The 11,258-nt window shown below is 51.9% G+C and carries 18 protein-coding genes; 16 read left to right on the top strand and 2 right to left on the bottom strand.

The annotated features are described in order from the left end of the window. Positions 1 to 46: 46 nt before the first annotated feature. On the bottom strand, positions 47 to 316 hold the full coding sequence (locus ACJJI4_RS04105; protein ID WP_444927161.1) for a transcriptional regulator: 270 nt from the start codon (positions 314 to 316) through the stop codon (positions 47 to 49). 96 nt (positions 317 to 412) lie between these two features. Between ACJJI4_RS04105 and ACJJI4_RS04100 the strand changes: the two genes are divergently transcribed. Further along, the gene (locus ACJJI4_RS04100; protein WP_444927160.1) at positions 413 to 1,087 is read left to right on the top strand and encodes a LexA family protein; all 675 of its coding nucleotides are present in this window, start codon (positions 413 to 415) and stop codon (positions 1,085 to 1,087) included. A 7-nt stretch (positions 1,088 to 1,094) separates the two neighbouring features. On the opposite strand, the gene ACJJI4_RS04095 is transcribed toward ACJJI4_RS04100, so the two are convergent. After that, entirely contained in the window at positions 1,095 to 1,712 is a 618-nt protein-coding gene (locus tag ACJJI4_RS04095; protein WP_444927159.1) for an AbiU2 domain-containing protein, read from the bottom strand. 164 nt (positions 1,713 to 1,876) lie between these two features. Here ACJJI4_RS04095 and ACJJI4_RS04090 point away from each other — a divergent pair, with 164 nt between their 5' ends. The 15 genes from ACJJI4_RS04090 (at position 1,877) to ACJJI4_RS04020 (ending at position 11,221) form a co-directional block, all read left to right on the top strand. Continuing rightward, entirely contained in the window at positions 1,877 to 2,212 is a 336-nt protein-coding gene (locus ACJJI4_RS04090; RefSeq protein WP_444927158.1) for a response regulator transcription factor, read from the top strand. Then, positions 2,209 to 2,388, top strand: coding sequence for a hypothetical protein (locus ACJJI4_RS04085; protein ID WP_444927157.1), 180 nt, complete (start codon positions 2,209 to 2,211; stop codon positions 2,386 to 2,388). The genes ACJJI4_RS04090 and ACJJI4_RS04085 overlap by 4 nt, the downstream gene beginning before the upstream one ends. After that, positions 2,385 to 2,687 (top strand): DUF7673 family protein, encoded by a 303-nt coding sequence (locus ACJJI4_RS04080; RefSeq protein WP_444927156.1) that lies wholly within the window; start codon positions 2,385 to 2,387, stop codon positions 2,685 to 2,687. The genes ACJJI4_RS04085 and ACJJI4_RS04080 overlap by 4 nt, the downstream gene beginning before the upstream one ends. Next, positions 2,684 to 2,992 carry a DUF6378 domain-containing protein gene (locus ACJJI4_RS04075; protein WP_444927155.1) on the top strand — a complete coding sequence of 103 codons (309 nt, stop codon included), beginning with the start codon at positions 2,684 to 2,686 and terminating at the stop codon, positions 2,990 to 2,992. The genes ACJJI4_RS04080 and ACJJI4_RS04075 overlap by 4 nt, the downstream gene beginning before the upstream one ends. Continuing rightward, the gene (locus ACJJI4_RS04070) at positions 2,992 to 3,150 is read left to right on the top strand and encodes a hypothetical protein (protein WP_444927154.1); all 159 of its coding nucleotides are present in this window, start codon (positions 2,992 to 2,994) and stop codon (positions 3,148 to 3,150) included. Before ACJJI4_RS04075 ends, ACJJI4_RS04070 begins: the two co-directional genes overlap by 1 nt. Then, entirely contained in the window at positions 3,147 to 3,434 is a 288-nt protein-coding gene (locus ACJJI4_RS04065; RefSeq protein WP_444927153.1) for a phage antirepressor KilAC domain-containing protein, read from the top strand. Before ACJJI4_RS04070 ends, ACJJI4_RS04065 begins: the two co-directional genes overlap by 4 nt. A gap of 89 nt (positions 3,435 to 3,523) precedes the next feature. Next, positions 3,524 to 3,877 (top strand): YfdP family phage-associated protein, encoded by a 354-nt coding sequence (locus ACJJI4_RS04060; protein ID WP_444927152.1) that lies wholly within the window; start codon positions 3,524 to 3,526, stop codon positions 3,875 to 3,877. Positions 3,878 to 3,932: 55 nt separating this feature from the next. Beyond that, positions 3,933 to 4,760, top strand: coding sequence for a DUF2303 family protein (locus tag ACJJI4_RS04055; protein WP_444927151.1), 828 nt, complete (start codon positions 3,933 to 3,935; stop codon positions 4,758 to 4,760). Positions 4,761 to 4,827: 67 nt separating this feature from the next. Next, on the top strand, positions 4,828 to 5,082 hold the full coding sequence (locus ACJJI4_RS04050) for a hypothetical protein (protein ID WP_444927150.1): 255 nt from the start codon (positions 4,828 to 4,830) through the stop codon (positions 5,080 to 5,082). A gap of 108 nt (positions 5,083 to 5,190) precedes the next feature. Continuing rightward, positions 5,191 to 6,105 carry a hypothetical protein gene (locus ACJJI4_RS04045; protein ID WP_444927149.1) on the top strand — a complete coding sequence of 305 codons (915 nt, stop codon included), beginning with the start codon at positions 5,191 to 5,193 and terminating at the stop codon, positions 6,103 to 6,105. A 13-nt stretch (positions 6,106 to 6,118) separates the two neighbouring features. After that, a complete protein-coding gene (locus ACJJI4_RS04040; RefSeq protein ID WP_444904188.1) occupies positions 6,119 to 6,364 on the top strand; it encodes a DUF4224 domain-containing protein in 246 nt (81 codons plus the stop codon). Next, positions 6,361 to 7,374 carry a tyrosine-type recombinase/integrase gene (locus tag ACJJI4_RS04035; RefSeq protein WP_444927148.1) on the top strand — a complete coding sequence of 338 codons (1,014 nt, stop codon included), beginning with the start codon at positions 6,361 to 6,363 and terminating at the stop codon, positions 7,372 to 7,374. The genes ACJJI4_RS04040 and ACJJI4_RS04035 overlap by 4 nt, the downstream gene beginning before the upstream one ends. Positions 7,375 to 7,399: 25 nt before the next feature. Next, positions 7,400 to 10,000, top strand: a complete 2,601-nt coding sequence (gene mutS, locus ACJJI4_RS04030; RefSeq protein WP_444928215.1) for a DNA mismatch repair protein MutS — start codon at positions 7,400 to 7,402, stop codon at positions 9,998 to 10,000. Positions 10,001 to 10,139: 139 nt separating this feature from the next. Next, entirely contained in the window at positions 10,140 to 10,463 is a 324-nt protein-coding gene (gene fdxA, locus ACJJI4_RS04025; protein WP_108732342.1) for a ferredoxin FdxA, read from the top strand. Between the two features lie 62 nt (positions 10,464 to 10,525). After that, positions 10,526 to 11,221, top strand: a complete 696-nt coding sequence (locus ACJJI4_RS04020) for a polysaccharide deacetylase family protein (RefSeq protein ID WP_444927147.1) — start codon at positions 10,526 to 10,528, stop codon at positions 11,219 to 11,221. Positions 11,222 to 11,258 lie beyond the last annotated feature (37 nt).

Raw genomic sequence — 11,258 nt, 5'->3', positions numbered from 1 at the left:
TTGAAAATGATCGTTATTCTGGTTTCTGAAACGAACCCGCACGGCCTTAACTTGCCTGCCGAACTTCTGGCATGGCTTGTCCACCAATCTGATCATCCAACGGCCCAAAAACATCAGGGCGAAGACAGGCCCGAGAAACCCTCCTCTGAGTAGCCAGCTCTATCTTTGAGCAAAGCTTTGGCGGTATCGCCTTTAATCCATTACGCATCTGGGAGACAAAGACCGGGGTTACCCCTATGGCCCTTGCAAGATTGGCCTGTGATCCGACCAGCTTGATCGCGATATCTAGGGCAGAATCTGTCGTTTCCTGCATCATTGCGGCTGCTCCTTGTCATCAGAAGCCAGAGTATTAACTTTCAGCTACTGAAAATCAATAGCCGATAATTAATTAACTTATAGCTAACATGTCGCTATGAAACATCCTGACTTTGCAAAGCGGTTTAAACGGGCAGTTACTCATGCCGGCGTAGAAGACACGCAGGAGGCATTAGCTCGCCTGTTTCAGGTGAGCACCGTAACAATATGGAGCTATCGCAACGGCGAAAAACTGCCTCGCATGAGTACTGCAAAACGAATTGCGGAGACACTTGGAGTTTCTGTTGATTGGTTGCTCACTGGCACAGGCAAAGGTCCAGGTGAAGGGAGTACTGAGGAGGGAAGCAATGTTACTCAAGGACCTCGGATTCAAGGGAGAATCCCCCTGATAAGTTGGGTACAAGCAGGCGCATTTTGTGAAGCCTTGGACTTGCTTGAGCCTAGTGAAGCCGAAGCTTGGCTTCCTTGCCCAGCCGCGCATTCAGACCGCGCCTACGCATTACGGGTTAATGGCGACAGCATGACGAGCCCTTACCCTGGCCAGCGATCTTATCCAGAAGGAACAATCATATTTGTAGACCCCGACAAACCTCTCACCAATGGCTGTAGAGTTATCGCCAAACTTAATGATGAGGTTACCTTCAAAACATATGCTGAAGACATGGGCCGAACATTCCTACGCCCAATTAACCCTAGTTATCCATCAATGGATATAACTGATTTAGACGTTAGCTTTTGCGGTGTCATCCTGGGGGCTTACACCCCAGACTAAAAAGAGACTATATTTTACGAAGTTGCATAAGCAAGTCAGCCCCAACACCCTCCCACTTTTCTAAAAGATTAACAGGCGAACTTACTTTAGTTGAGCCTGTAAGTAGTCGCTTTAGAAGAAACATTAGCTGTAAGGAAGAGTCAATAAGCTCCAATATGGAAGCAGTCTCTAAATTATGTTTTGTTGGATAGGCCTCCCCAAGTAGTACACTTTCATTATTGTGTGCAACGATATCCCCTCTGTACCTCTTAAAATTAAGCCTACTAACGAGATCCCTAGTTTTTACTTTTAGCACCTCAACTTCTCTCTTATCCTCCTTAGAAAGAGTCGCCAACTTTAAATACTTGGAAACAACTCTCCTTTGGGACAGACAATAAATTCTTACCTCTTCTTTATCCCCGGTTGTCTCACCTGCCACTTCCTGTTTGTAATACTTTTTATCAAAAATCCTAGACAAAGAAATTACCACTTCATCATGCATAGATCTCTGAATTACTGAGAACGCCCGGCTTGATACTTTAGCCAATTGCTTTACAGACTCTAAACTACCAAATAATTCTGAATAAACAACGACATTCCGACGAATCCTCATAGCTTCAATAATATATCGATCGATTTCTTTCATAGGCCTTCCTTCGCAACATGTGAACTTGCCTCTCAATACCCAATCCCGAGACAAGACGTCCAGCATAGCAAGGTGGTTTCCAGCGATAAATTAACTTACGGCTATTGACCGCACTATTAACTTTCGGCTACTGTTCGCATATTAACCAAGGACAGGGCCCCAACATGGACACCGCCACAAGCCACCTAAGACCCCTGGCACCACGCCAAGCGGAAGCGCTGACACATCGCGCAAGGGGGCTCTCAAACCGGGAAACCGCCCAGGCTATGCAGTGCTCCGTCACCAACGTCAGCAACCTGCTCGCAGAGTGCTTCTACAAACTGCACGCCCGCAACAGCACCGACGCCGTGGCCAAAGCCATAAAGCACGGATTAATTCAATTCGTCCTGATCGCCACGATTGTCAGCGGAATTGGCGCAGAGCAAGAACAGCTACGCACCCGATTCCAACGCCGCCTCACCTCACAAACCATCCGAAACAACCGGGAGGGAATCGCATGACCGCCACCGTGTTTGTACACCCCACGGCGATGAGTAAAAACAATATCGACCGCCTCAAGCGCCGCATCGATATTGCCAACGCCGCCCACAAAGCGCACATCCGTTTAGTGCAACCCAAAACCTTTTCAAAGCCAGCCAATAACAACTGGCCACCGTTTGGAGGTGATGCCGCATGAACCAGAACAACCCAGCCCACAGCGTGGAAACCCTGCTCACCGTCGCCAATGGAAATTCTGGAGCCAGCAAAGTTGCCGCATTGGTTTTGCTTTCCGCCTGGAATAGCAACGACTTTTCGCTCCCCATTGCGGAACTCTCATTGCTCGACGGCGACAACTTCTGGCATGCCATCAACGTGATCAACCTACGCTACCACGGCAGATCACCTGAAAACGTCATTGCGGATGGTGAGAAAAAATTCCACACCCTCTACCGCGACTGGAATCACTTGGAAATTCAGAGGAAAGAAGCCGCATGAGCACAAATGAATTTACCCCACCGGATTACAGCGCCCCCACCTTTCTTGAAAAAGGCGCCCAACACATGCGCGACCGTGCAGAGCAGCGCGATAGCGAAGGCGGCGAACGCTCCATGACCAAAACCGTATCAGCATTTAATGCCCTATACGGAACCGCCCTCACCGAAGAACAAGGCTGGATGTTTATGGTCCTGCTCAAACAGTCCCGCGCAAGCAGTGGTGTATTTGTAGCGGACGATTACGAAGACGGCGCCGCCTATTTCGGTCTAGCCGGCGAAGCCGCCGCAAAGGCCAGAGCAGCCTGATGAACGAGTTCAGCCGAATCTTAGAGCTGTACGAAGAACTACTGGCCAAGGTGAAGCTGCAAGAAGTTGAAATGAAAAGTATGCGCGAACAAGTCGCCACACTTTCCGAAGCCATCCAAGGCCAAGACCCACAACAAGAAAATCAGGAGGCAGCGTGAACAAAGAAAAACTGTACACCATCACCCAAGCCGCCCGCATGGCAGAGATTGGTAGAAACAAGCTTTTAAAGTTGTTACGTGAAAACGGGTTTCTCCACAGCCGCGAAAGTGTCCGCAACACGCCAACAAAGCGGGCCGTTGAGCAAGGATTGCTATATCCAAAAACTACAGAGTTTTCAAAGGGGCCAGTAGATGTGCAACACATTACCGCACTGGTCACCCCAAAAGGCATCGTTTGGATCTGCGACCTAGTGGAAAAGCAATCCATTCCGAAAGCCAGCTAAAAATTTACCCGCGCCTCAGGCGCATCAGTCAGCTGTAACCGTTAGGGCTGCCGGTACGGAGCCCAATTTTAAAAAACTTGGAGCATCCCATGAGCACAAACGTAACCCAGGTATTTGCCGATTTGGACGGCGGAGTATTTATAGAAAAGCTCGCCCACATCCTCAGCGATGTTGCCGGCGCAGTTACCGATCATGACAAAAAAGGTGAGGTAAATATCAACCTGAAAATGTCCAACATCGAAAACAGTGATCAGGTGAAGATTGATCACACCGTGAAGTTTAAAAAGCCGACCATGCGCGGCTCCATTATCCAAGATGACGCCACCTCTACCCCAATGTACGTCGGCACAAAAGGCGCCCTAAGCTTCTACCCCGAAAAACAGCCACCGCTGTTTGACAAAGAGAGCAACGGCAACGTGGCCAAGCTTCAAACCAACGGCTAACAAAAAGCCATAGCAACCTAACCCAGCAACCCAAAAAGAAAATAAGGATTTATCTATGACCATGGACCAAAGTGCAGTAAAGGAAATCAAGGAGTCACAAACTACTGCCGAACTGGCTGCAGTGATTGACCGGGCTAAGCTTTCCATTCCAGCAATAGCCGCTCCAGATGATTTCCGGATAATCAACCTGGAGAAGTATCAGCAGGGCCGCACGCGCTTTCGCGGAGAGATGGAAACTGCCTCCCTCGAAGACTTTGAAAAATACTGCATGGATTTCGGCAATGAGAATTCCAAGTGTTTTGTCGATCCGGAGAGCATGACCGCAAAAACCATTTTCAACTTGGGAACCATCCAAGAGCCCGGCCACGCCGACTTCACTGCAAAACTACGCTTAATTAAAACCGCTGAATTTAAAGCCCTACTACAGCTTAATGGTGACCGGTGTTCGCAAAAAAGCATGGCGGAATTCATGGAAGATTACGCAGAAAATATAATCTGCTATTCCGCCGATGGTGAAGCGATCCCAACCAGCAAAGCCATTGCCGCCGTACGCCGCCTCACTATCGAATCCTCCCGCAAAGAGGACCACGCCGTTGATGACTTTAAATCTAGCCGCAGCGCCCTGGAAAATATCGAAGCCCGTAGCGAAGAGGGTCTACCGGCAGGCTTTAAATTTGAATGTACCCCCTACAACGGCCTGGAATCCCGCAGCTTTGACCTGCGCTTATCCATCCTTACTGGCGGAGAGGCCCCACGCCTTACCGCCCGCATTAAGCGCCTAGAAGCAATACAGGAAGCCATGGGACGAGAACTACAGATGCACCTCAGCTCAGCGCTAGTTCAGTCCCAAATGGAAACTTACATAGGCGGATTCGCCGCGTAATTACGGGCTGACATACAGCTATAACCGGGCCGCAGGTACTGGGCCCAAATACAGGACCAATATCCCCATGAAAAGATTCGCACTATTTACCGGCACTTATAACTTGCTGATGGGAGGTATCAAAGATTTCAAACGCTCCTACGCCACTGAAGAAAAAGCCTACGAAGAGGTAGAGCGCATTGCCCAAACAGACCCATTCACACACTGGGCCCAGATCTTCGACAAGAAAACCGACACCGCAAAAATTTATCGTATCGACGCTAAAAAAATCACTGAGGACAAATCCTCAGATTGCCCTCACCCAGAACCGAACGCCGCCTGACCCACAGCCAATAACTTTCTAAGCCCGCCCAGTGCGGGCTAAGTGGGTAGAAAATAGCAACGAATAAAACCCAATGGCTAATCGTAAACAGAAAAAAGGGAGAGCCGCGTGAAGCTCTGGCAATCCCTCACCGGTATCGCCGCCCTAATCTTCTGCGGCACCAGCCTAGCGTTTACTGTGCAGCTGTGGATATCCATGCCCGCAGGTCTCGGCGGGCAGGTGGTGGCCGGGGCCACGGCGGTGGCGCTGGAGCTGTGCAAGTTCAGCTTCGCCCCGCTGGGCCTTTGGTTACGCAGCCAGGGCCAGGCCAGTGGCTATGCCCTACTCTGCCTTTGGCCCCTGCTGGTAGTAATCAGCATTGTTGCAACGGTCGGATTCCTCGCCACCCACAGCGACGAACAGCAACAGCGCAGCACCCGTAACAGCCAGGAATACCAAGCGTTGCAACAGCAGTTAAACAGTTTGCAACAGCAGATCAACACCCTAAACGGCCTGATCAACACCGACGCCAACAACGGCTACCGTCAACGCGCTATTGATACCGCTGCACAGTTATCCACAATGGAGGCTGAGCGCACGCAGCTGATAGAAAAGCTATCCACAATCGAACAGACACCCAGCACGCACAGCGCTTTCAATAGCTTGGCGGGCACTCTGAACACAGACCCGGCAAAGGTTCAGCATATCGGCTTCCTCGCCCTGGCGATCATCACAGACATCGTAGGACTGGTCGCGTTGCTCGCGTTTAACGCCGCCGTAACAGTTGCGAAACGCGCCACTACAGCGTTGCAACAGCCTGAAACGGTGGAAACACAACCGTTACACACCACCCACTTGAGTGAAGAACAACAGCAACTCGCCCAGCGAATCCGCTCCGGAGAGTTCGGCCGCAAGCCCGTAATGCGCAACATCATCAACGATATGCGCCTTAGGCACGGAACCGTTAAACCCGTTTTCGACGCCCTGCAACAGGCGGGCGCACTTGAGCGGAAAGGCCAAGGCTTTGCCTTGGCTCAAAACTAAGTAAGGAGAACCCATGAAAAAAGAGGCCGCGAGACTAAAAAACGGTTTTCCACCCAGCGAGGCAAAGCAGTTACCATGGCTCACCGACGCTCAGCTTGAAGAGCTGACTAAAAAGAAACGTGCAAAGAGCCAAGCTGAGGAACTCAAGAAAGCTGAAATTCCATTCAGGATGATTGGGGGCCGCCCTGTTGTTCTTATTCAGAGTCTAGCCCCAATGAATCAATCAGATTTCCCGCGCCCAACGGTTAAAAGGTTATGAGAAAGGATAGTCAGGGACGACCCTTACCCCCACGAATGCACCAAAAGCATGGCCGCTACTATTACGTCCAAAAAAATAAATGGCGACCTTTAGCCAAGGAGTACCATAAATCTTTGGCCATGGTTGCCGCCATTGAGGCACCAACACCACAATGGAGTGAGCTGGTTAGCCAAGTGTACGAACGGTATGAACGCCGGCATGCAGACGGGAAGCTAGCCCTCAACACGCTCAAGCAATACCAGAGCATGCGTCCTCGCATTGAGTATGGATTTTCAGACTTCACGCCCGACATTGTACGCACCAGTGATATAACTCAGTTCCTCGATCTATATGAAGATACACCCAATATTGCCAACCGAATGCTAACGGTTATCAAGGCAATATTTGAGCGAGCTGTTCGGCAAGGTATTGCCGACATCAATCCAGCCTTTGGTATCAAACGATTTGAAGAGAAGAAGCGAGACCGCTATCTCACTGATGGTGAATTTAGGGCTATTCGCTCGAAGGCCAACCCAACCATCAAGTTGGTGATGGACATGTGCTACCTGACAGCGCAGCGCATATCAGATGTACTGGCAATCCAACACAGCGACATCAGTAAAGATGGCATTAAGTTCCAGCAAGAGAAGACCGGCAAAAGATTACTAGTGCAGATGGAGCCCGAGCTGGAACGGATAATTACTGAGGCCAAGCAGCTGCATAAAGTGATGTGCCTCTTCCTTTTTCACCCTAGAGGCAAGAATACCCGATACAGCTATCGAGGTATTAGAGATGCCTACGAGAGAGCCCGCGTTAAAGCCGGGGTCGAGGATACAACCATTCATGACATCCGGGCTAAATCACTGACAGATGCAAAGCGTTCCGGCATCGACGCCCAGGTCCTAGCGGGACACGTAAGCCCAGCTATGACAGAGCGCTACATTCGTTTGCGCGAAACTGATAATGTAGCCGGCCCCAGCCTTAGACAGCTTTTAGACAAAAGGCAGAAAATTGACAAAAACTGTAGATAAATCAAAGACTTCCGCACTCACTCCGATGATGCAACAATACATGCGCATCAAGGCCCAGCACCCCCAAGAGCTGGTGTTCTACCGCATGGGGGACTTTTACGAGCTGTTCTTTGATGATGCCAAGAAGGCGGCAGAGCTGTTGGATGTCACCCTTACTGCCCGTGGCAAGTCCGGGGGTGAGCCTATACCCATGGCCGGTATTCCATACCATGCAGCTGAGGGCTACTTGGCGCGGCTGATTAAAGCTGGTGTTTCCGTTGCCATTTGTGAACAAATCGGTGATCCCGCCACCAGCAAGGGACCGGTTGAACGCCAAGTAGTACGTATTGTTACTCCAGGCACGGTCACGGACGAGGCACTTCTCAACGATCGCCGCGATAACCTCCTGGCTGCTATTTCACACTTGGGCGATGTATTTGGCCTGGCACTGCTGGACCTGGCAACCGGTCGTTTTGTGGTTCAGGAAACAGATACTCTAGAAGCTCTGGCCGAGCAGGTGCAGCGCCACAATCCCGCTGAACTGCTTGCGCCGGAAGAGCTTAGCCTGCCGATTGAAATCGAACGCCGCGCGGGCGTGCGCCGCCGGGCACCTTGGGAGTTCGAGCTGGAGAGCGCTTTGCGTCTGCTCAACCAGCAATTCGGCACCATGAACCTGGAGGCCTTTGGTTGTAGCCATATGCACGGTGCTGTGATCGCTGCCGGCTGCTTGCTGCAATATGCACGGGACACCCAGCGTACCGAGCTGCCCCATATTCGCGGCCTGCTGACGGAAAGTGGTGATGAGACAGTCGCCTTGGATGGTGCCAGCCGCCGCAATCTGGAGATTGATCTGAACCTGAACGGTGGCGATGACAATACCCTATTGTCGGTCTTCGATAGCTGTAAAACCGCTATGGGTAGCCGCTTGCTGCGCCGCTGGTTTAACAACCCCTTGCGTCAGCTGACTACCTTGCGCAACCGCCAGGATGCCATCGCAGTATTAATTGCCGATTATGGCTTTGAGCCTCTGCGTGATGCCCTAAAACCTGTGGGCGATATGGAGCGAATCCTGGGCCGTTTGGCACTGCGCTCTGCACGTCCTCGGGATTTGGCTCGCCTGGGCCAGTCCCTAGCTCAATTCCCGGAAATCCAGCAACAGTTAGCGGAATCTGACGCAACTTTATTGAGTGAATTGTGCAGCCAGATCGGCGAGTGGCCAGAAACCGTAGAGCTGCTGCAAGATGCCATCATTGAAAACCCTCCGGTAGTAATTCGCGACGGTGGCGTTATTGCTACCGGCTACGACGAAGAACTGGACGAGCTGCGCGCTATCAGTGAAAACGCTGGCGATTACCTGGTGCAACTGGAGCAGCGGGAAAAAGAGCGAACCGGTATTCCCACCCTTAAGGTGGGTTACAACCGGGTGCATGGCTACTTTATTGAAATCAGTCGCGGGCAAAGCGATAAGGCGCCAGCTGAATATATTCGCCGCCAGACCCTGAAAAATGCAGAGCGCTTCATTACTCCCGAGCTGAAGGAGTTTGAAGACAAGGCACTCTCCGCCAAGAGCCGCGCGCTAGCTCGTGAAAAGGCGCTGTACGAAGAGCTGATCAATCAGCTGAATGAGTCCCTGGCAGAGCTCCAAGCCGCTGCTGCGGGTATCTCCGAATTAGACGTGCTGGCCTGCTTGGCCGAGCGCGCTGACGATTTGCGCCTGTGCCGCCCAGAACTGGGCACTGAGCCGGGCCTGCATATTACCGGCGGGCGCCACCCGGTGGTGGAGCAGGTATTGGACGAGCCCTTTGTGGCCAACGATATTGATTTGCACAATGACCGCCGCATGCTGGTAATTACCGGCCCGAACATGGGCGGTAAATCTACCTATATGCGCCAGACAGCATTGATTGCCCTGTTGGCCCACTGCGGCAGTTACGTGCCCGCCGACAGTGCCCAGATCGGCCTGCTCGATCGTATCTTCACTCGCATCGGCAGTGCCGATGACCTGGCCGGTGGCCGCTCCACCTTTATGGTGGAAATGACCGAGACCGCCAATATCCTGCGCAATGCCACTGAGCACAGCTTGGTACTGATGGATGAGATTGGCCGTGGTACCAGCACTTACGACGGCCTGTCCCTGGCCTGGGCCTGTGCCCACTACCTGGCAGGGGAAGTGCGCGCCTTTACGCTGTTCGCCACCCATTACTTTGAACTGACTGACCTGCCCAACCAGTGCTCTGAAGCCGCTAACATCCACTTGGATGCCACCGAGCACGGCGAGGGAATTGTCTTCCTGCACCGCATCCAGGAAGGGCCCGCCTCTAAGAGTTACGGGTTGCAGGTGGCCAAACTGGCCGGTATCCCCAGTGATGTATTGACCGAGGCCCGCGCGCGCTTGGCAGCATTGGAAGCCGGCGCCCAGTCAGTAGATGTGCCAGCTCCTATCGCTGCGCCTGCACCGGCCCCCAAACAGGAGCCGGAAGAAGCCGCTGTGCCAATGGCCGCAGGCCCTGGTTCCCCCCAGCAGGTAGATCTGTTTGGCAGCCCGAGCCACCCGGCCGTGGATGCCCTTGAGGAGCTTGATCCGGACGATTTGACGCCACGCCAGGCACTGGAAGCGCTCTATTCTTTACGCAAGTTACTGAAGTAAAAGACCGGGCGACCCTGGTCGCCCAATTCATCCTGTTATAAACAGTGAACTAAATCGACTGAAAAGCCACTACAATTCGCGCCAGTAATTGATAAAATCCGCTGCACGAAGAATTCAGTGGCACTATCGAGGGACAAACATGACATTCGTAATTGGGGAAAACTGCATTAAGTGTAAATACACCGACTGTGTAGAGGTTTGCCCGGTAGACTGTTTTTACGAAGGCCCCAACTTCCTGGTAATTCACCCAGACGAGTGTATCGACTGCGCCCTGTGTGAGCCGGAGTGCCCCGCCAACGCGATTTTCTCTGAGGATGAGGTTCCGGACGATCAGCAGGAGTTTATCGAGTTGAACGCAGAACTCGCCGAGGTATGGCCCAATATTACTGAGAAGAAAGACCCATTACCGGATGCCGAGGAGTGGGACGGCAAGAAGGGCAAGCTGGACCAGCTAGAGCGCTAAACAAGTTCAAAGAAAAAAGCCGTCATTGACGGCTTTTTTTCTATCTGTGGAAACCCTAAAAAATGAAAATAATAATTAATGCTATTTGCATTTGGCTTTTTGTATTTTCAACCTGTGCCCAGGCAATTACCGGCAAGGATAAATGGGTAGCGCTTATTTTTGATGAGGGGCCCTCCCCCGACAAAACCGAGCCGCTGTTAAAGCGGCTCGAGTCTTTGGAAGTGACCGCCACTTTTTTCCCTACAGGGCAGGAAATGGAAAGGTACCCGGAACAGACCCAGGCAATCATTCAGGCTGGGCATCAGTTAGGCAACCATGGTTACTCACACACAAACCTTTCCCAGATGCCTTTGAGCAGTGCCAAGGAAGAGATTAAAAAAACCTGTCGGCTACTACAAAGTAATGGCTATACCAGCAAGCCCATGTTTCTCCCTCCTCACGGAAAGATGTCTGACGAGTTGGACACGCTTTTAAGCGATCACCAGTTCAAGATTGCTCACTGGGATATCGACCCTACTGAGCAACTGAAAGCAGGCGGCGCTCAAGTCGCAGCTGACTATATATCCCAAAAGGCAAAAGACGGAAGTGTGGTTCTGCTTCACCCCATGTATGGTCAGCACCATCAGGTAATGGAGGCCCTGCCCCTCATTACTGCGCAACTCAGGCAAAAGGGCTTCCAGTTTGCCACACTGGAGCAACTAACCCTGATGAAAGCAGGCGACTATTTGGAACCTGTGGAGCGGGACTCTATCAATTAGCGGAACGGGAGCCCAAGGTTCCCCCCACTCTATTGGG

This window comes from Microbulbifer maximicatervae (SeqCode) (assembly GCF_052467305.1).
Note: the sequence above shows the minus strand (reverse complement) of the source record. Positions and strands in the feature narration are given on the sequence as shown.